A 22,422-nucleotide genomic window follows, 5' to 3' on the forward strand; every position below is an offset into this window, starting at 1 on the left:
CACGACCGGCACGAACCTCGGCTAACCTAACCCCGCGACCCGGGGAAGTTCACCGAGCAACTCTGGGGAAAATCGATGAGCGCCATCACTGTAGGGCCGGCAGAAGCCAGCCGCTCGGGTTGTGGTGTTGTCCTGTCCGGACGGCCAGGTCGTCAGTTCCCCGGGCCGGTGTCGGCACCCGCGTCGCTGAAGCCGCCCGAGCCGCTGGAGCAGAGCCACCGTGCTCTGACGTCGGCGATTCCACGCCGACCGTCGCGACTATCGCCGAAATCATTTGTAGTTGCTGTTACAGCCCCACGGTCAGGAGCATCTCGAGGCGGTGCCATCGCGGCACCTTCTCCCCGCTGATGACGCTCGCCATCGCTTCACCAGTGCACATCCGGGAGTCCCAGGGGAATCCACGCTCCCCGACAGCAGCAGAACTCATCGACCGCGACGCAGCAGCCCGGAGATCGCGTACAGGTTCCGCGGGTCCCGCATCGGGATCCGACAGCACGGCGCAGCCTCAGCGGGATTCCACGGCGACGCAGGGGTGAGCAGGGCGCGCAGCACCGCCGGAAGGCCGTGCGCCCGCCCAAGGTGCAGAGCACAGACGCAGGCACTGGCGCAGGCGCAGGCACAGCCGCAGACGACGAGAAGAGGGCCCCGCATCGTCGACACGATGCGGGGCCCTCAGCTGCCCGTCCCTGAGCAGGGATGCGGGCGCGATCGATCAGTGTGCGTGCTGGCCCACCGAGAACTCCATGACCCACAGGAGGATCCCGTAGATGGCGAAGATGACGCCGAAGGCGAAGATCCACCAACCGGCGGCAACCCCTAGGAAGCAGAGCGCGGCGCCGAGCGAGGCCCACAGCGGCGCCCAGCTGTACGGGGAGAAGCTTCCCTGTACGCCGGCGTCGTCGGCGACCTCGCCGTCCAGCTCGTCAGAGGCACCGAGGTAGTTCTTCTTGACCGCCAGGGAGGTCGCCATGGCGATCATGACCGACAGACCCGTCAGGCCGAGAAGCGCCGGGAAACCGACCGGCTCGAGGCCCAGAGGCTCGTAGCGCGCGGTGAGGAAGCCGTAAGCGATCGCGACGATCAGGAAGAAGACCGCCAGGATCCAGAAGATCTTTGCCGTTGCTCTCATGTCAGTTGGTCCTCGGGTTCGCGGCGGGCTCCTCAGCGAGCATGTGGTCCTGCAGAGCGACCTCCGGGTGATGGAGATCGAAGGCGGGACGCTCGGAGCGGATCCGGGGCAGGGAATGGAAGTTATGACGCGGCGGCGGGCAGGACGTCGCCCACTCGAGCGAGGCGCCGTAGCCCCACGGGTCGTCGACCTCGACCTTCTTGCCCTTGACGTGGGTCAGCACCACGTTGAGCAGGAAGGGCAGGGTGGAGACGCCCATGATGAAGGCGCCGACCGTCGAGATCTGGTTCATCCAGTCGAAGCCGTCCTCATGGAGGTAGTTCACGTAGCGGCGGGGGGCGCCGTCCACACCCAGCCAGTGCTGGATGAGGAACGTCATGTGGAAGCCGATGGTCAGCAGCCAGAAGTGCAGCTTGCCGATCCCCTCGCTGAGCTTGTAGCCGAACATCTTCGGCCACCAGAAGTAGAAGCCCGCGAACATCTCGAAGACCACGGTGCCGGCCATCACGTAGTGGAAGTGCGCGACCACGAAGTAGGTGTCGGAGATGTGGAAGTCCAGCACCGGCGAGGACAGGATCACGCCGGTCAGACCACCGAAGATGAAGGTGGTCAGGAAGCCGAGGGTGAACAGCATCGGCGTCTCGAAGGTCAACGACCCTCGCCACATCGTGCCGACCCAGTTGAAGAACTTCACGCCCGTCGGCACTGCGATGAGCATTGTCATGAAGGCGAAGAAGTCGAGCATCACGGCACCGGTGGTGTACATGTGGTGCGCCCACACGGTCACAGAGAGGGCGGCGATGGAGATCGTCGCACCCACCAGGGTCTTGTAGCCGAAGATCGGCTTGCGCGAGAAGACGGGGATGATCTCCGAGGCGATGCCGAAGAAGGGCAGCGCGAGCACGTACACCTCGGGGTGGCCGAAGAACCAGAACAGGTGCTGCCAGAGCACCGGTCCGCCATTGGCCGGGTCGAAGATGTTCGCGTCGAAACGGCGATCAGCGCCCAGCGCCAGCAGTGCGGAGGCCAGCGGCGGGAACGCCATCAGCACCAGCACCGCAGTGATGAGCGTGTTCCAGGTGAAGATCGGCATGCGGAACATGGTCATGCCCGGCATGCGCATGCACAGGATCGTGGTGATGAAGTTGACCGAGCCCAGGATGGTACCGAATCCCTGCAAGGCAAGTCCGAAGACCCAGAGATCACCCCCCAGGCCCGGGGAGAACGTGGTGTCCGACAGCGGCGCGTACGCGAACCAGCCGAAGGAGGCAGCTCCTTGCGGGGTGAGGAAGCCGGAGACGACGATCAGCGAGCCGAAGCCGGTGATCCAGAAGGCGAACATGTTCAGGCGCGGGAACGCCATGTCGACGGCACCGATCTGCAACGGCACCAGGTAGTTGGCGAAGCCGTTGAACAGCGGGGTGCCGAACATCAGGAGCATGATCGTGCCATGCATGGTGAACAGCTGGTTGTACTGATCCTTGGAGACCACGACCTGCAGGCCGGGCTCCCAGAGCTCGGTGCGGATGCCGAGGGCGAGCAGACCCGCGAAGCCGAAGAAGGCGAAGGCCATGCCCATGTACATCATGCCGATCAACTTGTGATCGGTCGTGGTCAGGAGCTTGAAGATCTGCGTGCCGAGATTGGTCGGCCGCTCCTCCTGGAACCGTCCGGCCACCGAGGTGCTCGGTGCGGCGGTGGTCTCGGTGCTCACTCGTTCTCTCCCTCGGTCCCGGTGGAGACGGTCTCCTCGGTGTAGCGAGGACCGGCGTCATCATGCTTCTCTCGCATGCTCCACTCCTCGTGGTTGCGGTTCAGGTCGACACCCAGCTGACCCTCGTTGCCCTGCTCGCGCAGCTCTTCCATGTGCGCGTCGAACTCCTCCTGGGAGACGACGACCACGTTGAACAGCATGTCCGAGTGGTACTCGCCGCAGAGCTCTGCGCACTTGCCGGCGTAGGTTCCCTCGGTGGTCGGGGTGACCTGGAAGCTCGTGGTGTACCCCGGCATCATGTCCTTCTTGTACAGGAAGTCCACGACCCAGAACGAGTGGACGACGTCGCGCGAGTCGAGTCGGAACTCGACGGACTGACCGACGGGCAGGTACAGCGTGGGCAGCGCATCGGCGGCCGCGTCATCCCCGTCGGCATCCACCTCGCCGGTCGCGAAGGACTGGATGCCCGCAGGCTCGTGGACGTTCTGGTCCACGTAGTTGATGTCCCAGCTCCACTGCTTGGCCACCACGTTGACGGTGTAGTCCGGCTCCGCGACATGCATCTCGATCTCGCGGGCGTCACGCTGCGTGAAGTAGAAGAAGGTCAGCACCATCACCACCGGAACGAGCGTGAACATCAGCTCGAGCGGCACGTGGTAGCGCAGCTGCACCGGGAAGCCGGTGTCATTCTTGCGACGGCGGTAGGCGATCGCGCACCAGATCGTGAGGCCCCAGATCATGAGGCCGACGAGGACCAGCACGGTCCAGGAACCGACCCAGAGGTTCGTGATGCGCTCGGTCTGGCTGGTGACCTCCTGGCCATCTTCCCGACCGGGCAAGAACCCGCGCTGCTGCGCCTGGGTGCAGCCCGCGAGGACCAGAGTGGCCAAGGCGAGGCCTGCTGCTGCTGCACGGCGTCCACGCCGCGCGCGCTGAGGAACCTGGGGGATCACAGAGGATGACCTTCCGCTCGTCGTCTCCACCCGCGACTCCGGAGCGAGCACACTGGCTCTCCCCGGCCCCGTGGTGCGGAGCTGGTACTTATATGGGCGGTACATACCCACAGTGCCGCGCCCTCCCCACGAGGAGAAGGCCGTGACCGGCCACGGGGGCCCGCCACTTGACGGCACGCTGTCATCATACGGCTTTTCGGAGGTGGTGAGGCCACCTCGACTCGCCGCAGAGCGCCCTGCCCAGGGCTCCGTGACCGGTCCGTGATCTGCAGGTTGCTGCGGTCACATGAAAACAGGCCCGGTCCGGTGACCTGATCGTCACCGGGCCGGGCCCGTCTCATCCGGGACGTACCCCGCCTCTGGGCGGGACCGCTCCGCAGGGGACTCAGCTGAAGGAGTCGCCGCATGCGCAGGAGCTGCCTGCGTTGGGGTTGTCGATCGTGAAGCCCTGCTTCTCGATGGTGTCGGCGAAGTCGATCACCGCACCGGAGAGATAGGGGCTGCTCATCTTGTCGATGATGACCTCGACGCCGTCGAACTCGACGACCTGGTCGTTGTCCATCAGGCGCTCATCGAAGTAGAGCTGGTAGATCAGTCCGGAGCAGCCGCCGGGCTGGACTGCGATCCGCAGGCGGAGGTCGTCCCGACCTTCCTGCTCCAGCAGCGTGGTCACCTTCTGCGCAGCGCCGGAGGTGAGGGTGACGTCGTGCGCCGCAGTCGGGCGCTCAGTGGTGGGCGTGGTCATGCGTTCCTCCTCGAAGCTCGTGTCCAGCCAGGATACGCCTCGGCGCTGCCGAACGGGGGGTGGAGGTCCCGGCGATCCGCCACACCCTCGGCCCCGGTGCCCGGGACGGGCGTGCATCGAGCTCGCCGCTGATTCACAGCACCCCGCGGAAGAGCGCGAGCAGGATCACTCCCGCGTATCCCAGCACCACGCCCGCGACCGCGCCGGTGGCCCCGTCCCGGCTGCGCCCGGTCAGCACCATCGACGCCGCTGCGACGAGCACGGCGATGACCGCGATGAGCCCCCACCACACGAAGAAGTAGCCGGCGATGAAGCCGATGATGATCCCGAGGAAGAGGAGCGGGATCATCAGGGGCGAGACGGTGGGGCTCCCACCGCCGGAGGGCTGGCCAGAGGTGTTCACTTGGTCCGCCCGTCGAGGGAGCCGGCGCTGCGCAGCAGCAGCGCTTCGGCGAGGCACACTCGTGCGAACTCGCCGAGGTGGAGGGATTCATCGACTCCGTGAGCTCTGGACTCGGGGTCCTCGACTCCGGTGACCAGCACCTCTGCTTCAGGGAACACCTCGAGAAGGTCGGCGATGAAGGGGATGGATCCCCCCAGCCCGGTATCCACGGCCGGCGTGTCCCAGGCACGGGCGAAGGCGTCGCGGGCGAGGTCCATGGCCGCGGACTCCTGGCGCGCGCTGTACGGCTTGCCCCGTTCGCCGCGGTGCACTGTGACCTGTGCGGTGGCGGGCGTGTGCCTCTCCAGATGCGTGACCAGTGCCTCCATCGCCGCATCTGGGTCCTCGCCCGGCGGGATGCGCAGCGAGACCTTGGCCCGAGAGACCGGCACCAGAGTGTTCGAGGCATCTCGCACGCTCGGCGCGTCGATCCCGATCACGGACAGCGCGGGCCTGGTCCACAGGCGCGAGGTGAGCGAGCCGGTGCCCGAGAGCTCGAGCCCGTCGACCACACCCGCGTCCCGGCGATAGTCGGTCTCGTCCATCTCGACCGTCGGGTCCGCTGCACGGATCAGCCCTTCGACGGCGACCTCGCCGTTCGCATCGTGCAGGGTGGCAAGCAGCCGGGAGAGCTGGGTGAGGGCGTCCAGCACCGGACCACCGAAGAGGCCCGAGTGGACGGCATGGTCCAGCGCACGCACCTCGACCACGAGATCGACCACTCCCCGCAGGCTGGTGGTCAGGGCAGGAGTGCCCACGGCCCAATTCGCGGAATCCGCGACGATGATGAGATCGGCGGCGAGACGATCCCGGTAGGTCTCGATGAAGGGACGGAAGGTCGGTGAGCCCGCCTCCTCCTCGCCTTCGATGAAGACTGTCACCCCGACGCCCTCGGCGGCGAGCTCCTCGCCGACCAGGCGGAGCGCGGTGACGTGAGCCATCACACCAGCCTTGTCGTCGGCGGCGCCGCGGCCGTACAGCCGACCATCGCGCTCGGCCGGCTCGAAGGGCGGGCTGGTCCAATCCGAGAGGTCGCCAGTGGGCTGGACATCGTGGTGGGCATAGAGCAGAACGGTGGGCCGGCCAGCGGCGGCAGGCGTGCGGCCGATCACCGCGGGGCTTCCACCGTCGACCGATTCGATGCTCACTTCGGCCAGGCCGGCGCCGCGCAGCAGCTCGGCGACTGCCTGGGCGCTTCGCTGCACCGGGTCGCGGTCATAGCCGTCGAAGGCGATCGAGGGGATGCGGACGAGGTCCTTCAGATCATCGATCGCGGCCGGGAGCAGCGGTTCGAGACGTGCGCGCAGCGCTGCGACCTCGTCGGGGTCTCCGGGGGCGGCAGAGTGCCGGAGGGAATGGTCAGGAGTGCTCATGGACGTCACCGTACCGCCGGGGCTCCCCCGTGCCGAAGTGACGGCGCGATGTGACTGCTCACGCCGGGACGGGTCCCAGGAGACGTCGCCTAGACTGCCCTGGTGATCTTCCGCAAGTCTGAGACTCCCCCGAACCCTGAGCCCGCACCGCTGAACGCGCGTCCCGGCTCCAAAGGGCGACCCACCCGCAGCCGCAAGGAGGCCGAGGCCGCTCGTCGCAGGCCGCTGGTGGTCGACGACCGCAAGGAGGCCCGCCGTCGTGATCGGGAGAAGGCCAGCCAGGAGCGCATGGAGGCGCAGCAGGCGCTGATGACCGGCGATGAGAAGAAGATGCCGCTCCAGCATCGGGGGCCGCAGCGCAGTTTCGTGCGCGATGTGGTCGACACGCGACGCAACATCGCCGAGCTCTTCTTCCCGATCGCCCTGATCTTCATGCTCGTGGCTCTCGTGCTGCCACTGATCCGCCCCGATCTCACGACGCTGCTGAGCACCGGCATGATCGTGGTGCTCTGGGGTGGTATCGCCCTGTGCGTGGTCGACTCGCTGTTCCTGCGGAAGCGGCTGCGACGCGAGCTCACCGAGCGCTTCGGCGAGGTGCAGCAGGGCCTGGTGGGCTACGGGATCATGCGCGCGATCCAGATCCGCCGGTTCCGTCTCCCCCGCCCGCAGATCAAGCATGGTGAGCAGCCGCGCTGAGCCGGACTCCACGCGGCATCTGAGCCGCCCCGGACCGCGCCGCAGAGGCACCGCACCGCGGGACGGCCTCTCGACCGCACGGGAGAACGACTGCACGACGGAACGGCCACCCGGCAGAACGGCCGACGCGATCTCTCGCGTCGGCCGTTCTGTCGTGCGTCTGCCTGCTCAGGCGTCGGTGGCCTCGGGGGCCGCCTGGGTCTTCGCCTTCTCCTCGCGCACGGCGGGCTTGGCGTCGACGCCGGCCTCCTTGCGCTGCTGCGGAGTGATCGCCGCGGGAGCCGCGGTCAGCGGGTCGTAGCCGTTGCCGGTCTTGGGGAAGGCGATGACCTCGCGGATCGAGTCCTCCTTCGCCAGCAGGGCGACGATGCGGTCCCAGCCGAAGGCGATGCCGCCGTGCGGCGGGGCGCCGAACTGGAAGGCGTCCAGCAGGAAGCCGAACTTCTCCTGCGCGTCCTCCTCACCGATGCCCATGACCTTGAACACGCGCTGCTGCACGGACTGGTCGTGGATGCGGATCGACCCGCCACCGATCTCGTTGCCGTTGCACACGATGTCGTAGGCGTAGGCCAGTGCAGACCCCGGGTCGGTGTCGAAGGAGTCCATGAACTCCGGCTTCGGGGAGGTGAAGGCGTGGTGGACCGCGGTCCACGAGCCCTCTCCCACCGCGACATCGCCGGCGGCGCGCGCATCGGCCGCGGGCTCGAACATCGGGGCGTCGACCACCCAGACGAACGCGAAGGCGTCGTGATCGATCAGGCCCAGACGCTCGGCGATCTCGGCGCGAGCGGCGCCGAGCAGTGCGCGCGAGGACTTGGCCTCGCCAGCCGCGAAGAAGATGCAGTCACCGGGGGTGGCCCCGGTGGCGTCGAGCAGCCCGGCCTTCTCCGCCTCGGAGATGTTCTTGGAGACCGGCCCGGTGAGGGAGCCGTCCTCTTGGACCAGGACGTACGCGAGACCCTTGGCGCCGCGCTGCTTGGCCCATTCCTGCCAGGCGTCGAGCTGGCGGCGAGGCTGGGACGCCCCGCCAGCCATGACGACCGCGCCGACGTACGGGGACTGGAACACCCGGAACGGCGTGTCCTGGAAGTACTCGGTCATCTCGACCAGCTCGAGGTCGAAGCGCAGATCCGGCTTGTCCGAGCCGTAGCGCCGCATCGACTCGGCGTAGGTGATCCGCGGGAACGGCGTCGTGATCTGATGGCCGCCCTTGGCCCAGACTGCGGTGAGGATCTCCTCGGCCAAGGCGATCACGTCCTCCTGATCCACGAAGCTCATCTCGACGTCCAGCTGCGTGAACTCGGGCTGGCGGTCGGCGCGGAAGTCCTCATCGCGGTAGCAGCGCGCGAGCTGGAAGTACTTCTCGACACCGCCGACCATGAGCAGCTGCTTGAACAGCTGCGGAGACTGCGGCAACGCGTACCAGGAGCCCGGGGCGAGCCGCGCAGGCACCAGGAAGTCGCGAGCGCCCTCCGGGGTGGAACGGGTCAGAGTCGGGGTCTCGACCTCGAGAAAGCCCTGGTCCAGAAGGGTGTCGCGAGCGGCACGATTGACGTCCGAGCGCAGGCGCAGCGCCTTGGCCGGTCCCTGGCGCCGAAGGTCGAGATAGCGGTAGCGCAGCCGCGCCTCCTCGCCCACCTCACTGTGCTCGTCGAGCTGGAAGGGCAGCGGGGCAGAGGCGCTGAGCACCTCGACGCTCTCCGCAGTGACTTCGATCTCGCCGGTGGGCAGCAGCGGGTTCTCATTGCCCTCGGGCCGCTTGCCCACCGTGCCCACGACCTTCAGGACGTATTCATTGCGCAGGTGCATCGCTTCGTCCTCACGCACCACCACCTGGGTGACGCCGCCGGCGTCGCGCAGATCGAGGAACGTCACACCGCCGTGGTCACGGCGACGGCCGATCCAGCCGGTGAGGGTGACGGTCTGTCCGATGTGCTCCTGGCGGAGCTCACCGGCGGTATGGGTGCGCAGCACGAGGTGTCCTTCTGAAGGGGTCAACAGGTCACGGCACCGTCATGCTCGGAAGCACGCGGCGGCCATCACGCAGATCGCGTGGACTGCTCAGCCTACCGCGCAGCGTGAGGGATCTCGCCACCGCAGCACTGTCGCACCGGCCATCACGCCCGTAGACTCGACGATGGTCCGACCTGCGAGATCGCAAGTCTGTTTTCGCCCAAGTTCGCCTGAGCCGCATCATGCCACCGCATGATCCTCGTAGCGCGAGATGTAGGGCGCCCACGCCCAATGAATGGGCAATCACGCCCTGCGACACGTTAGGGCTTGTTCACCCCCTGACTGTCGAAGGACACCATGACTGAAACCTCCCCTGCTGCTGCGCCCGAGAACGTCGACGCCACCGTCGAAGAGGCCGCAGCCGCCGCGCCTGCTGCCGAGGCCACCGCGCCGGCCACCGAGGCCGCCGCCCCCGAAACCGAAGCCCCCGTTGCTGAGGCCCCCGTTTCTGAGGCCCCCGTTTCTGAGGCCCCCGTTGCTGAAGGCGAGACCTCCGCTGCTGAGGCCCCCGCCGCCGCCGAGGCTGAGGTCCCCGCCGGCCCCACCTTCGATGACATCGCCCTGCCGGCACCGCTGCGCCGCGCCGTCGACGAGCTCGGCTTCACCACCCCGTCGGCCATCCAGTCCCAGGCGATCCCGCCACTGCTGGAGGGTCGCGATGTGATCGGCGTCGCCCAGACCGGAACCGGCAAGACCGCCGCCTTCGGCCTGCCGCTGCTGGCCGCGATCGACCCGAACCTCCGTCAGGTGCAGGCCCTCGTGCTCGCCCCGACCCGCGAGCTGGCGATGCAGGTGGCCGACGCCATCGCGTCCTTCGCCACCTCGATCGGAGGCCTCGACGTGGTCGCGCTCTACGGCGGCTCCCCCTACGGCCCGCAGGAGCGTGCACTCGCCCGCGGTGCGCAGGTCGTCGTCGGCACCCCCGGCCGCGTGATGGACCACATGCGTCGCACCAACCTGCGCCTGGACACCATCCGCTTCGCGGTGCTCGATGAGGCCGACGAGATGCTGCGGATGGGCTTCGCGGAAGACGTCGAGGAGATCCTCTCCCACTCCCCCGCCAGCCGCCAGGTCGCGCTGTTCTCGGCGACCATGCCCTCCGCCATCCAGCGCGTGGCCCAGACCCATATGAAGGACCCGGTGCGCGTGAGCGTGTCCCCGCAGTCCTCGACGGTCAAGAGCGTCACCCAGTCCTACGCCGTGGTGCCCTTCCGGCACCGCACCGGCGCTCTGGCCCGGGTGCTCGCGACCTCCGAGGCGGAGGCGGCGATCGTCTTCGTGCGCACCCGCGCCGCCGCGGAAGAGGTGGGCTCGGCCCTGGTGGCCCGCGGACTGATCGCGGCCTCGATCAGCGGTGATGTGCCCCAGAAGGAGCGCGAGAAGATCGTCGAGCGGCTGCGCGACGGTTCACTGCAGGTGCTGGTCGCGACCGATGTCGCCGCCCGCGGCCTGGATGTCGAGCGCATCGGTCTGGTCGTCAACTTCGACGTGCCCAAGGAAGCCGAGTCCTATGTGCACCGCATCGGGCGCACCGGCCGCGCCGGCCGCACCGGCGAGGCGCTGACCTTCATCGGCCCCCACGAGCGGCGCCAGCTGAAGAACATCGAGCGGGCCACCAAGCAGACCCTCGCGGAAGCTGTGATCCCGTCGCCGCGCGACGTCTCCAAGCACCGCCTGGCCTCTCTGCTGAAGCAGGTCCCCGAGCGCATCGAGCGCGGTCGGCTGGAGCTGTACCGCGAGCTGATCGGCGAGTTCCTCACCGAACAGGGCATGGACCCGCTCGAGCTGGCCGCGGTGCTCGGCGCGATGACCGTCGGCGATGAAGGCCCCGGCTCCGCATCCGAGGAAGAGGAGTTCACTCCCTCGAAGCTCTCGGGCGATGACCGCTCCGGCGATCGCGGCTCCCGCGAGTCCCGCGAGCCGCTGCAGACTGAGCGCGGCTACACCTCGTACAAGGTCGGGGTGGGACACACCCACGGCGCACGGCCGCCGGGCATCGTGGGTGCGATCACCGGTGAGGGTGGTCTGACCGGGAAGGACATCGGCAAGATCCAGATCTTCCCGAACTTCGCCCTGGTCCAGATCCGCGGCTCCCTCTCCTCGGAGCAGATGGAGCGGATCTCCCGCGCCAAGGTCGGCGGGCGTGAGCTGCGCATCGGGCCGGATCATGGCCCCCGCGGCAGCAGCGGACCGCGCCGGGACGGCGATCGCCCGTTCCGCCGGGATGATCGTCCGCGCCGTGATGGCCGTGAGGACCGCGGTGGTCGCTTCGACTCCAAGCGCCGCCCGTTCCGTCGCTCTGAGGGCTGAGCGCCCCTCTCAGCGGACCCGCTGAAAGAGAACGACCCCGCCACCGAGATCGGTGGCGGGGTCGTTCTTCGTGGTCATACAACGCGGTCACGCAGCACAGTCACATTGCGTGGTCACACAGCGTGGAACTGTGTGGTCACACTGCGCGGAGTGGGATTCTCAGTCCTGCTTCTCCTGCGCCTCGGTGTACGCCTTGCGCACCTCATCCATGTCCAGGTTCTTCACCTGGCCGATGAGATCCTCGAGGGCGGACTGCGGCAGGGCGCCGGCCTGGGAGAACACCGGGATGCCCTCGCGGTAGGCGACCAGGGTCGGGATCGACGTCACGCCGTAGCGCATCGCCAGCTCCTGCTGGTCCTCGGTGTCGACCTTGGCGAAGGTGACGTCCTCGTGGGTGTCGGAGGACTCCTCGAAGATCGGGGCGAAGCGCTGGCACGGCACGCACCAGCCTGCCCAGAAGTCGATCAGGACGATGCCGTCCTCGACGGTCTTGTCGTGGTTCTCGGTGGTCAGAGTGAGCGTAGCCATGTCCCCTGGAACGCCGCGGCACCGAGGATCATTCCCTCTGCGCCGCGGCGTGACTCAGATCACCGGGCGGCTCAGGTGCTGGGCATCCCCGTGCCCGCCAGGATGCGCACGTTCCGGTCCTCCGTCGGCGGCTCCCAGGCAGCCGCATCGGCGACCGACTGCTCCCCGCTGCGGATGTCCTTGACCTCATCTGCGGCCCCGTCGGTGCCCGGGAACCAGATGAACGGGATACCGCGGCGATCGGCGTAGCGGATCTGCTTGCCGAACTTCGCCGCTGCGGGCGCCACCTCGCAGGCGATCCCGCGGCTGCGCAGAGAACGGGCGGCGGCGTCGCTGAGCGCTCGGTGCTCCTCGTCGGCGACGGAGACCAAGACGCATGTGGGCACCGCGCGGGAGGGCGTGGCGAGGTCCGCGGAGAGGAGCCGGGAGACCAGCCGGGACAGCCCGATCGAGAGCCCTACTCCGGGATAGGTGTGGCGGTTGTCCGCGGCCAGCGAGTCGTAGCGACCGCCGGAGCAGATCGAGCCGAGCGACTCATGCCCGGCCAAGAACGTCTCGAAGACGGTGCCCGTGTAGTAGTCCAGCCCGCGGGCGATGGAGAGGTCCGCCATGATCACGCCGGGCACCGCCGCCTCGACCCGCTCGAGGACCGCGGTGAGCTCGGCGATGCCCTGCTCGAGCATCTCGCCACTGCCACCGAGATCGCGCACCTGCTGAGCGAAGGAGCCGTCGCGGGTGCGGATCGCGGCGAAGTCGAGGCAGGCCTGCGCCTGCTCCGGAGTTGCACCGGTCTCGGCGAGCAGCAGATTCCGCACCGCCTCCGCACCGATCTTCGGAAGCTTGTCGAGGCTCCGCAGCACCGCGGACTGGTCCTCGAACCCGATCGAGCGGAAGAAGCCCTCGGAGAGCCGACGGGTGTTGGCATGGATCGTGAACGTGGGCAGCGGGAGCCGGTCGAGGATCTCGGCCATCACCGTGGCGACCTCGGCCTCGATGTGCCCGGGGAGGGTGTCCTGCCCGATGACATCGAGATCCGCCTGGTAGAACTCGCGGAAACGGCCGTCCTGGGGGCGTTCGCCGCGCCACACCTTCTGGATCTGGAAGCGGCGCAGCGGGAAGGCGAGGTCGTTCTGGTGCTCGAGCACGTACCGGGCCAGCGGCACGGTGAGATCGAAGTGCAGCCCCAGGGTGCGCGAGCGATCCTCGCGACCCGGATCTGCGCCCTCCTCTTCAGCGTGGAGGCGCCGCAGGACGTACACCTCCTTGTCGATCTCCCCCTTGCGCAGCAGCTGGTCCAGCGGTTCGACGGCCCGCGTCTCGATGCCGGAGAAGCCGTGCAGCTCGGCCACTTCGCGGAACACGTCGATCACGTGCTGCTCGACGAGGCGCTCCGCGGGGAGCCACTCCGGGAATCCTGACAGGGCGGCGATCTTCGCCATGCGGTGCACATCCTTCTGGGGTTGGGCCGAGTGCCGGGTCCCATTATCCCCTTGTCCCCTCCCGTTGTCGGCGATCGATGTATCGGAGGGCAGGACCGGTCCATCCAGATCCACCGGCCACGGTAGAGTTCCGTGACGTGGTTCTCCCCTCATCGGGGCAGTCCATGTGCCAGCCCGGCCGCCGACCATGGCGGCAGTGTCCCGCCCCGCAGCGGATCCCTTCGAAGGAGCTCAATCGTGAGCGAGTCCGAGACTCCCGTCCCCGCGTCGAACCCCGCCGCTCAGCCCGCCGAACCGGCCGCTGATCAGCCCTCGATCTCCCCGACCGCCCCCGATCCCGCGGCGGAGACCACCGACGCCGGCGCATCTGTCAGCCCTGCAGAGCCTGCGGCTCCCGCAGCAGAGACCAGCACCGAGAGCGATCCGGCCGCAGCTGCCCCTGAGGCGCCCGCTGCGGAGGACGTGGTGGACGACACCGCCGACGCCGCCGGTCCCGAGACGGGGCAGATTCCCGAGGCCGACGGTCCCACCGACGCCGAGGCTGGCGCCGACTCCGATTCCGACGCTGGCGCTGGCGCCGACTCCGACACGGAACAGGCGGCGGAGCCCGTCGGGGATCCGGCCCCCGCGTCCGCTGCTCCGACTCCGGCGCCGAAGCCGCCGGTGCCCGGGGCGCGCGGGCCACGGCCGAAGCCCATGGTCCCCTCCCCCGCGGCGATCGCGGCGAAGAAGCCCAGCGCCGCGCTGCTGCCGGTCGCGCCGCCGGTCACCGAGTACGCCCCTGAGCAGATCGCCGCGGCCGCAGCCTTCGGCACGGTCGGCGAAGACGGGACCATCACGGTCCAGGACGGGACCCAGGTGCGCACCATCGGGACCGCCACGGGAACCGATCCTGAGGCGGCTCTCGAGCCCTACGCCCGGGGCTACCTCGATCTGGTGGCGTTCCTCGACCTCACGCAGTCCACGCTGAACGCTCCCGAGCACACCCAGAACGAACTGAATCGCCTCCTGGAGAATCTGCGGAAGAACCTCAAGGAGCCGCAGGTCGTCGGGGACATCCCGGCGCTGCGAGCCCGCGCCGGCGAGCTGCGGGAGCAGGCTAAGGAGAAGATCAGGGCGCTCGAAGCCCAGCGTACGGAGGGCCGCGAGGCCGCCGCCCGTCAGCGCAGCGAATTCGTCGAGTCCATCGAAGCGCTGGTCGCCACTGATCCCGAGCAGCTCTCCTGGAAGAACGCCGGCGACACGATGCGCCAGATGGTGCCCACCTGGAAGCAGATGCAGTCCGAGGGAGTCCCCCTGGACCGCCCCACGGAGGAGGCGCTGTGGAAGCGGCTCTCCGCGGCGCGCGCCACCTTCGACCGGATGCGCAAGCAGTTCTTCTCGCAGCTCGATGAGAAGCACTCCGAGGCCGCCAAGGTCAAGGAGGGCCTCATCGCGCGGGCCGAGGCGATGCAGGAGTCCACGGACTGGGGCACGGCCGTCCGTGCATACAAGGATCTGATGGCCGAGTGGCGCGCGGCGCCGCGCGGCGGGCGGAAGAAGGACGACGCCCAGTGGAAGCGCTTCAAGGCCGCCCAGGACACCTTCTTCTCGGCGCGCAACGCAGATCTCCATGAGACCGAAGAAGAGCAGCGCAAGAACCTCGAGGTGAAGGAGTCCCTGCTGACCGAGGCTGAGGTCATCGACCCCACCAAGGACCTCGAGGGTGCCAAGAAGGCGCTGCGCTCGGTCCAGGATCGGTGGGAGGAAGCAGGCAAGGTGCCCCGCGGGGACATGCGGCGCATCGATGACCGCCTGCACGCCGTGGAGCGCGCGGTGAAGAACGCCGAGCAGGACGAATGGCGTCGCACCGATCCTCGGACCAAAGCACGTGTGGAGGGCGCCTCCTCGCAGCTGCACTCCGCGATCGCGTCGTACCAGGATGCGCTCGACAAGGCCGTCGCCGGCGGTGACCCGTCGAAGATCGCTGAGGCGGAGTCAGCTCTCGAGGCTCGCAAGGAATGGCTCGCAGTGATCGAGCGCTCCGCACGCGACCTCGGCTGACGCCGCCGACTGTCGACCACCTCGGCGCCTCAGCTCGCCGGCTCCGCGAGGAACGACCGTTCCTCCACCGCCCCGTCTGTCCACAGGACAGGCGGGGCGATTGCCTTCGGTCCCCCTCCTTGCCAGAGTCGGTCCATGGAACTGCTCCTCTCCTCCCGCCGCACCGTCCCGCAGAACGCCACCGGTCCACCGGAGACGCCCCCGCCCCCGGGACTCGGTCGCGTCCGTGAGGTGCCAGGGCTGACCTCGATCGGCCTGTGCGCAGCCTGGTCAAGGCATGCGGCCGAGCTCGCAGTCCCCCTCGGTGCGGCCCTCCAGCGATGGGACGAGACCCCGTCCACCCACGCCCTTGTGGCCGACGGCTATCTCACCCGGATACTGCCGGGCATCTTCCTCCCACCCGATCTGCTGCGCAGCGCGGTGCAACGAGCGCTCGCCCTCGGCTGCGCTCTGGGCGCCCAGCTGCAGGCGCATCACGTCATCGCGGGTCTTTCAGCGGCCTGGGTGGTGCTGGGCGGGCCTTCACCGGCCTATGCGGAGCTGCTCTCCCCCGCCCATCGCGGCGATCAGGCTGGGGTGGTGCTGCGACACGCCCGGTTGCAGCCGGACGAGGTCGAGACGATCGGAGGGGCCCCGGTCACGATCCCGGTGCGCACTGCAATGGATCTGCTGAGGTTCGCTCCCCCATGGATCGCAGAGCCGACATTGCAGCGACTGGTCGCAGAGGGCCATGCTCAGGTTCCCCAGATTCGCCAGCGCCTGCACCGCATGCATCGCCACCCCGGCGTGCAGGCGGCCAGGGAGCGGCTCGAGCAGATGCTGGGAGATCAGCGGGTGAGCAGCGGGGCGCTCGAACCCACCGGTCTGCCGTCGGCCGTGACCCGATACACGTCGTAGACGCCTTCGATGCGCCGCACCTGCGCGAGGACCGACTGCAGATGGGAGGGGTCGGCGAGCTCGAAGGAGAAGAACGTGGTGGCAAGGCGATCGGTGTTCGAGTGGGCGGAGGCTGACTGCAGATTCACCTGCTGCTCTGAGATCACCAGTGCGAGATCCGTGAGCAGGCGGGGACGATCCAGCGCCTCGACCTTGATGTGCACGAGATAGGCCGTGCTGTGCCTCCCCGACCACGCCACCTGCACGATCCGATCCGGTTGCTGCTCCTGCAGCTGGATCGCATTCGCGCAGCTCTCGTGATGGACCGAGATCCCGGAGCCCCGGGTGATGAACCCCACGATCGGGTCCCCCGGAACCGGAGCGCAGCACTTCGCGAGCTTGACCCACAGATCCGAGTGCCCGTCGACGATGACGCCCTGATCCGTCTCGGAGGTATGCCGCTCCGCGCGACCACCACGAGGCCGAACCCGCGAGGGCAGCGTGATCTCCGCGAGATCCTCTGCGGCGCCCTCGGAACCGCCGAATGAGGCCCGCAGCTTCTCGACCACGTGCTGCGGACCGGTATGGCCCTCGCCGATCGAGGTGTACAGCGCATCCACCGACGCGAGGTTGAGGTCATCCGCGACGGTCGCGAGGGTCTCGTGGGTCAGGAGACGCCGCATCGGCAGATCCTGCCGGCGCAGCGCCTTGGCCAGCTCCTCCTTGCCCTTCTCGAGCGCCTCCTCTCGGCGCTCCTTCGAGAACCAGTGACGGATCTTGCTGCGGGCACGGGGCGACTGCACGAAGCCGAGCCAGTCGCGGCTCGGGCCTGCGTCGTCCGACTTCGAGGTGAACACCTCGACCACGTCGCCCGTGGACAACGACGACTCGAGGGACACCAGGCGGCCGTTGACCCGCGCCCCGATCGTCCGATGCCCCACCTCCGTGTGCACGGAGTAGGCGAAGTCGACGGGCGTCGCCCCCTGTGGGAGGGCCAGCACGTCCCCCTTGGGGGTGAAGACGTACACCTCCTGGGTGTTGATCTCGAAACGGAGCGAGTCCAGGAACTCCCCGGAGTCGGTGGTCTCCTTCTGCCAGTCCATGAGCTGGCGCAGCCAGGCCGCGTCGTTGGCGATGGGCGTTGCGTCCGCCCCGCCCTGCTGGGCGGCCATCGCCTTGTACTTCCAGTGCGCGGCCACCCCGTACTCGGCACGGCGGTGCATCTCCCGGGTGCGGATCTGGATCTCCACCGGTTTGCCGGTGGGGCCGATCACCGTGGTGTGCAGCGACTGGTACAGGTTGAACTTCGGCAGTGCGATGTAGTCCTTGAACCGGCCCTGCACAGGGGACCAGCGAGCGTGCAGCGTGCCCAGCACCCCGTAGCAATCCCTCACCGAATCCACCAGGACGCGCACCCCGACCAGGTCGTAGATGTCCGAGAAGTCGCGACCGCGGACGATCATCTTCTGGTAGATCGAGTAGTAGTGCTTGGGTCGCCCCGTGACTTCGGCCTTGATCTTCGCCTTGCGCAGGTCCTCGTTGATCTGCGAGGAGACGGTCGAGAGGTACTGCTCGCGGGCGGGCGCGTGCTGGGTGACCAGGGAGACGATCTCCTCGTACACCTTGGGGTAGAGCACCTGGAAGGAGCGGTCCTCGAGCTCCCACTTCATGGTGTTCAGGCCCAGGCGGTGCGCGAGCGGAGCATAGATCTCCAGGGTCTCCTTCGCCTTCCGCTCGGCAGAGGCGGCGGGGACATACTTCCAGGTCCGGGCGTTGTGGAGGCGGTCGGCGAGCTTGATCAGCAGCACCCGCACGTCGCGGCTCATCGCCACGATCATCTTCCGCACCGTCTCGGCCTGCGCGGCCTCCCCGTAGGTGACCTTGTCGAGCTTGGTGACCCCATCGACCATCACGGCGATGACCTCACCGAATTCGGCGCGCAGCCGCTCCAGCGAATAGTCGGTGTCCTCGACGGTGTCATGGAGCAACGCCGCCGCGACCACCTCGGCAGGAGACCCGAGCTCCCCCAGGATCGTCGCGACCGAGACCGGATGCGTGATGTAGGGGTCGCCGCTCTTGCGGGTCTGTCCCCTGTGCGCACGCTCGGCGACGGTGTAAGCCCGCCGGATGACGTCCAGGTTCTCCTTCGGGCTCACCGCGGTCATCGTCTCGAGCAGCGGCGCCAGCAGCGGATCCACGCCGGTGCCGGCGCGGGGCGCGAAGAACGACAGCCGGGAGCGGGTGCGCCGAGGGACCGGCGAAGAGGGTCGAGGCGAGGGGGCGGGCTGCGCCACCGGCTGGTTGCCCTGGTCGCCCGACCCGGCAGCGTCTGCCTTGGCCGGCTGGGATGCGGGCTGCTGCGACATGCACACCTCCTGGCTGAGATTCATCAGTCTACGCGCGGGTCACCGATGCGCGGACGGTGTCCGCCCACCGCTGCACCGCCGTGAAGCCCGCCGTGGATTCCGCTGTGGAGCGGGAGGCCTGGCAGGTTCAGTTCTTGAGGGTCCACACGGTGGACAGCGGCACGCCCGGCAGCTGGTCACGGCCGCCCAGGCCGTCGAGCTCGATGAGGAACGAGGCTCCGAGGATCTCGACGTCGAACCGTCGGGCAAGCTCGATGGTCGCCGCCGCGGTGCCACCGGTGGCCAGCAGATCGTCGACGACGAGGGTGCGGGCTCCGACGGGCAGCGAGCTCTCGGGCAGCTGGATCTCGGCGCTCCCGTACTCGAGGTCGTAGGTCAGCCCGACCGGATCGCCCGGGAGCTTCCCCGCCTTGCGCGCCGGGATGAAGCCGGCTCCGATCTCATAGGCCAGCGGCGCACCCAGCACGAACCCGCGAGCCTCGGTCCCGATGACGTACTCGACGCCCTCGGGGATCAGGGTCGTCCAGTAGCGGATCACGGCACGCAGCGCGTCCGCATCTCGCAGCAGCGGGGTGATGTCGCGGAACAGCACTCCGGGCGTCGGGAAGTCCGGGTACTCGGCGATGTGGGTGTGCAGCAGCGTCTCGATCTGCGCTGCGCTGGGCACGGAACCGCTCACCTGCGTCCTCCCTTCGGGGTGCTGCGCTGGCGTCGGTTCGAGCGGCGCGGCTGATGACGCTCACGAGCGATCGCCGGCTGACCGTCGGTCTCGGGCTCTTCTCGCTCCTCGGCGGACTCGTCGTCCGTGCCGGGACCCTCGATCGTGCCGGGATCCTCGACATCCGCTCCGACCGTCTCCGTGACGGACGTGGTGGGGTGTCGCACCGCGGGTGCCGCCACGCTCTCGCCCCGGCGCTCGCGCAGCACCTGATCGGTGTGCGCAGCGATCTCGGGCTCACGGCTGCGCAGCTCCACCAGGAATCCCGGTGCCAGGAAGATGGAGGAGTAGGTGCCCACGATGATGCCGATGAACAGTGCCAGCGAGATGTCCTTGAGCGTGCCGGCGCCGAGCAGGAACGCGCCGATCGCGAGGATCGAGCCGATCGGCAGCAGAGCCACCACGGAGGTGTTGATCGAGCGCACCAGGGTCTGGTTCGCAGCCAGCTGCACCTGGTCGGCGAAGGTGGTCCGCCGCTGGCGGGTGAGGCCGTCGGTGTTCTCACGGACCTTGTCGAAGACGACGATCGTGTCGTAGAGGGAATAGCCCATCACGGTGAGGAAGCCGATCACGGTGCCCGGGGTGATCTCGAAGCCCACCACCAGGTACACGCCCGCTGTGACCAGCATGTCGTGGACCAGCGCAGCCATCGCTGCCAGAGAGGCCTTGAGGTTGCGGAAGTACACAGCCATCATTCCCGCGACCAGCACCAGGAACACGATGACCCCCCGGAGCATCTTCTGGGTGACGTCCCCGCTCCACACCGGACCGATGTAGGAGGTGGAGATCGCCTCCGGCGAGACCTCATAGGCGGTGGCGAGATCCTGCGCGAGGGCGGCAGTCTCCGTCGAATCGAGCTGCTCGGTCTGCACCCGCACGGTGTCCTGCCCGAGCACGGTGATCTTCGGCTCGCGGTCCGGCAGGTGATCGCGCACCACATCGCGGGCGGAGCTCTGCTCGGTGTCCGAGACTCCTGCGATCTGGAACTCGGAGCCGCCGGTGAACTCGATGCCGAGGTTCGGTCCGCGCAGGCCTGCCAGCGCAGCGAGCAGCACGATGCTGATCGCGCTGATCAGGTACCAGGTCTTCCGGCGGCTCACCAGCGGGATGATCCGACGCCCTGCGTGCAGGTCGTTGCCGAAACGGGCGAAGGTCGCGCTCATCGGCTCTGCTCCTCGGTGTCGTCCTCGCCGGTCACGGACTGGTCCTCGGGGTCGGGGCTCGTCTGCCCGGGGTCGTCAGGGGCACTCTCCCCGCCTCCCGCGAGAGCAGCCTGCTCCGCGGCCTCCTTCTCCAGGCGGGCACGGCGCACAGCGATCGGCTCCCGCACCTCCTCCGCAGCGCTGCCACGGCCTGCTCGCTCCCCGGTCAGCCGTACCCGGCCACGTCCGGCATAGGCTGGTACATCACGGTCCAGACGCGCCGGATCCAGCCCGCTCCAGGGATGGCCCTTGCCGAAGAACCGGGTGCGCACCAGCGCCTGCAGCACGGGATGGGTGAACAGGAAGACGACCAGCAGGTCGAGCACGGTGGTCAGCCCCAGGACGAACGCGAAGCCCCGCACCCCGCCGGTGGACAGCACGTAGAGCACCACGGCAGCGATCAGGTTCACGGTGTCGGAGGCGAGGATCGTACGCTTGGCGCGATCCCAGCCGTGGTCCACCGCTGCGACGATCCCGCGGCCCTCGCGGATCTCGTCACGAACTCGTTCGAAGTAGACGATGAAGGAGTCCGCGGTGAAGGCGATCGCGACGATCAGCCCCACCACACCAGCCAGTGAAAGGCGGTAGCCGATATCCGGGATGTTGGACAGGACGGTGAGCGTGGCGTACGTCAGCAGGCCCATGATCAGCAGGCTCGAGGTGGTGACGATCGACAGGAGGCGGTACTGGGTGAAGGCGTACAGGACCACCAGCGCCAGGCCGATGAGACCGGCGATCAGTCCCATCTGCAGCTGATCGGCGCCGAGGGTGGCGGAGATCTGCTGCTCGGACGCGACCTCGAACTCGAGCGGGAGCGCACCGAATCGCAGCTGGTCGGAGAGCTGGCTGGCCTCTTCCTGCGAGAAGTTGCCGGAGATGGACGCCTCCCCACCGGGAGACGGCTCCTGGACCTCAGGGGCGGAGATGACCAGCCCGTCCAGCACGTTGCCGAAGGCCGCGGTCGCGCCCTGCCCGCCGTAGAGGGCCTTGGTCATCTCGGAGAACGACGCCGCGGTGCTGTCGTTGAAGCTCATGTTCACGACGTAGTAGCCGGTGGCCTGGCCGGTGGGCGTGACATCCGAGGCCACGCCCGAGCTCTCGATCGCCGAACCGGCGACGACCTCGGGGCCGAGCAGGTACTTCGCGGTGCCGTCCGGAGCGCATGCCACCACGGGTTCGTCAGGCGCGGCCGCAGCGGCTCGCTCCTGCTGCGCGGCAGGGTCGACGCAGTCGGCGCTCATCAGCTCGGTCTGGACCTCCGGTGTCAGCCAGTCCAGGCTCCAGGCCGGGTAGGGCAGGTCGCCTGCGGCGGGAGCAGCCGGAGGCGCGAGCGAGGAGTCCTCGCTGATGAGGCCATCGAACAGGTGCTGGGAGGGGTCCGCGGGCGCGCTTGAGCTCTCCCCCGGGTCCTGACCACCGGCATCGGACGCCTCGCCGCCGCCGTCGGAGGGCATCGGCTCGCCGGAACCCTCCGGCGCCACGACACCGAGCACCGGCCGGAACGACATCGAGGCCGTCTGTCGGACGGCCTCCGAGGTCGCCTGGTCCAGCTGGCCCGGGACATCGATGACGATGTTGGTGCCGCCCTGCACGGTGATCTCAGTCTCCGCAACGCCCATGGCGTTGACCCGCTGGCTCATGATCTGGCGAGCCTGCTCCATGGCTGTCGCGTCGATGGCCGAGCCATCACGCGACTGCGCCTGCAGGATGATCTGGGTACCGCCCTCGAGGTCGAGGGCGAGTTTGGGGGCTGGCTGCCAGTCGCCCTTCCAGACCCCGGCACCGATCCCGCCGCCGAGCAGCAGGATCAGCACCGCAAGGGCCGCGAGGGCTATGCGACGTGCGGGCATGGTGCGAAGTTCCTCAGGACGGCGG

Annotated in this window: 17 protein-coding genes; 4 read left to right on the forward strand and 13 right to left on the reverse strand. The window is 68.4% G+C overall.

The window, feature by feature from the left end; all coding sequences use genetic code 11:
• Positions 1-712 precede the first annotated feature (712 nt).
• The 6 genes from ctaF to ACT3SQ_RS11595 form a co-directional block, all read right to left on the reverse strand.
• A complete protein-coding gene (gene ctaF, locus ACT3SQ_RS11570; protein WP_441445672.1) occupies positions 713-1,129 on the reverse strand; it encodes an aa3-type cytochrome oxidase subunit IV in 417 nt (138 codons plus the stop codon).
• A gap of 1 nt (position 1,130) precedes the next feature.
• Complete coding sequence (ctaD, locus tag ACT3SQ_RS11575; protein ID WP_441445671.1) at positions 1,131-2,843, reverse strand: aa3-type cytochrome oxidase subunit I; 1,713 nt, start codon at positions 2,841-2,843, stop codon at positions 1,131-1,133.
• Positions 2,840-3,796 (reverse strand): aa3-type cytochrome oxidase subunit II, encoded by a 957-nt coding sequence (ctaC, locus tag ACT3SQ_RS11580; RefSeq protein ID WP_441445670.1) that lies wholly within the window; start codon positions 3,794-3,796, stop codon positions 2,840-2,842. Before ctaC ends, ctaD begins: the two co-directional genes overlap by 4 nt.
• A gap of 385 nt (positions 3,797-4,181) precedes the next feature.
• Positions 4,182-4,541, reverse strand: coding sequence for an iron-sulfur cluster insertion protein ErpA (erpA, locus tag ACT3SQ_RS11585; protein ID WP_441445669.1), 360 nt, complete (start codon positions 4,539-4,541; stop codon positions 4,182-4,184).
• 133 nt (positions 4,542-4,674) lie between these two features.
• Positions 4,675-4,944, reverse strand: a complete 270-nt coding sequence (locus ACT3SQ_RS11590; protein ID WP_444592404.1) for a hypothetical protein — start codon at positions 4,942-4,944, stop codon at positions 4,675-4,677.
• Positions 4,941-6,356 (reverse strand): dipeptidase, encoded by a 1,416-nt coding sequence (locus ACT3SQ_RS11595; protein ID WP_442332254.1) that lies wholly within the window; start codon positions 6,354-6,356, stop codon positions 4,941-4,943. Before ACT3SQ_RS11595 ends, ACT3SQ_RS11590 begins: the two co-directional genes overlap by 4 nt.
• 102 nt (positions 6,357-6,458) lie before the next feature.
• On the opposite strand from ACT3SQ_RS11595, the gene ACT3SQ_RS11600 reads away from it, so the two are divergent.
• Positions 6,459-7,052, forward strand: a complete 594-nt coding sequence (locus tag ACT3SQ_RS11600) for a DUF3043 domain-containing protein (RefSeq protein ID WP_442332255.1) — start codon at positions 6,459-6,461, stop codon at positions 7,050-7,052.
• Between the two features lie 168 nt (positions 7,053-7,220).
• Here the strand turns inward: ACT3SQ_RS11600 and aspS are convergent, their stop codons facing one another.
• Positions 7,221-9,026 carry an aspartate--tRNA ligase gene (aspS, locus tag ACT3SQ_RS11605; protein WP_444592402.1) on the reverse strand — a complete coding sequence of 602 codons (1,806 nt, stop codon included), beginning with the start codon at positions 9,024-9,026 and terminating at the stop codon, positions 7,221-7,223.
• Positions 9,027-9,362: 336 nt separating this feature from the next.
• On the opposite strand from aspS, the gene ACT3SQ_RS11610 reads away from it, so the two are divergent.
• A complete protein-coding gene (locus ACT3SQ_RS11610) occupies positions 9,363-11,375 on the forward strand; it encodes a DEAD/DEAH box helicase (RefSeq protein WP_441445664.1) in 2,013 nt (670 codons plus the stop codon).
• 159 nt (positions 11,376-11,534) lie between these two features.
• On the opposite strand, the gene trxA is transcribed toward ACT3SQ_RS11610, so the two are convergent.
• Both trxA and hisS read right to left on the reverse strand, forming a co-directional pair.
• Positions 11,535-11,903, reverse strand: coding sequence for a thioredoxin (gene trxA, locus ACT3SQ_RS11615; RefSeq protein ID WP_441445663.1), 369 nt, complete (start codon positions 11,901-11,903; stop codon positions 11,535-11,537).
• Positions 11,904-11,974: 71 nt separating this feature from the next.
• A complete protein-coding gene (gene hisS, locus ACT3SQ_RS11620; protein WP_441445662.1) occupies positions 11,975-13,342 on the reverse strand; it encodes a histidine--tRNA ligase in 1,368 nt (455 codons plus the stop codon).
• A 237-nt stretch (positions 13,343-13,579) separates the two neighbouring features.
• On the opposite strand from hisS, the gene ACT3SQ_RS11625 reads away from it, so the two are divergent.
• Positions 13,580-15,385, forward strand: coding sequence for a DUF349 domain-containing protein (locus ACT3SQ_RS11625; RefSeq protein ID WP_444601148.1), 1,806 nt, complete (start codon positions 13,580-13,582; stop codon positions 15,383-15,385).
• A gap of 135 nt (positions 15,386-15,520) precedes the next feature.
• Positions 15,521-16,282 (forward strand): hypothetical protein, encoded by a 762-nt coding sequence (locus tag ACT3SQ_RS11630; protein WP_444601149.1) that lies wholly within the window; start codon positions 15,521-15,523, stop codon positions 16,280-16,282.
• Here ACT3SQ_RS11630 and ACT3SQ_RS11635 read toward each other — a convergent pair.
• From ACT3SQ_RS11635 to secD, 4 genes are all read right to left on the reverse strand, one after another.
• Entirely contained in the window at positions 16,213-18,627 is a 2,415-nt protein-coding gene (locus tag ACT3SQ_RS11635) for a RelA/SpoT family protein (protein WP_441445659.1), read from the reverse strand. The genes ACT3SQ_RS11630 and ACT3SQ_RS11635 overlap by 70 nt on opposite strands.
• Positions 18,628-18,754: 127 nt before the next feature.
• A complete protein-coding gene (locus ACT3SQ_RS11640) occupies positions 18,755-19,306 on the reverse strand; it encodes an adenine phosphoribosyltransferase (RefSeq protein WP_441445658.1) in 552 nt (183 codons plus the stop codon).
• Positions 19,303-20,508, reverse strand: a complete 1,206-nt coding sequence (gene secF / locus ACT3SQ_RS11645) for a protein translocase subunit SecF (protein WP_444592401.1) — start codon at positions 20,506-20,508, stop codon at positions 19,303-19,305. The genes ACT3SQ_RS11640 and secF overlap by 4 nt, the downstream gene beginning before the upstream one ends.
• Positions 20,505-22,397 carry a protein translocase subunit SecD gene (gene secD, locus ACT3SQ_RS11650; RefSeq protein WP_444601150.1) on the reverse strand — a complete coding sequence of 631 codons (1,893 nt, stop codon included), beginning with the start codon at positions 22,395-22,397 and terminating at the stop codon, positions 20,505-20,507. The genes secF and secD overlap by 4 nt, the downstream gene beginning before the upstream one ends.
• Positions 22,398-22,422 lie beyond the last annotated feature (25 nt).

The sequence above is a fragment of the Brachybacterium sp. AOP42-C2-15 genome, from assembly GCF_052377065.1.
In the GTDB taxonomy this organism is placed as follows: domain Bacteria; phylum Actinomycetota; class Actinomycetes; order Actinomycetales; family Dermabacteraceae; genus Brachybacterium.

What these genes read in the sequence shown, in the direction of transcription:
- ctaF (WP_441445672.1), bottom strand. Translation starts at nt 1,129, where the DNA reads ATGAGAGCAACGGCAAAGATCTTCTGGATCCTGGCGGTCTTCTTCCTG.
- erpA (WP_441445669.1), bottom strand. Translation starts at nt 4,541, where the DNA reads ATGACCACGCCCACCACTGAGCGCCCGACTGCGGCGCACGACGTCACC.
- ACT3SQ_RS11595 (WP_442332254.1), bottom strand. Translation starts at nt 6,356, where the DNA reads ATGAGCACTCCTGACCATTCCCTCCGGCACTCTGCCGCCCCCGGAGAC.
- ACT3SQ_RS11610 (WP_441445664.1), top strand. Translation starts at nt 9,363, where the DNA reads ATGACTGAAACCTCCCCTGCTGCTGCGCCCGAGAACGTCGACGCCACC.
- trxA (WP_441445663.1), bottom strand. Translation starts at nt 11,903, where the DNA reads ATGGCTACGCTCACTCTGACCACCGAGAACCACGACAAGACCGTCGAG.
- hisS (WP_441445662.1), bottom strand. Translation starts at nt 13,342, where the DNA reads ATGGCGAAGATCGCCGCCCTGTCAGGATTCCCGGAGTGGCTCCCCGCG.
- ACT3SQ_RS11630 (WP_444601149.1), top strand. Translation starts at nt 15,521, where the DNA reads ATGGAACTGCTCCTCTCCTCCCGCCGCACCGTCCCGCAGAACGCCACC.
- ACT3SQ_RS11635 (WP_441445659.1), bottom strand. Translation starts at nt 18,627, where the DNA reads ATGTCGCAGCAGCCCGCATCCCAGCCGGCCAAGGCAGACGCTGCCGGG.
- secF (WP_444592401.1), bottom strand. Translation starts at nt 20,508, where the DNA reads ATGAGCGCGACCTTCGCCCGTTTCGGCAACGACCTGCACGCAGGGCGT.
- secD (WP_444601150.1), bottom strand. Translation starts at nt 22,397, where the DNA reads ATGCCCGCACGTCGCATAGCCCTCGCGGCCCTTGCGGTGCTGATCCTG.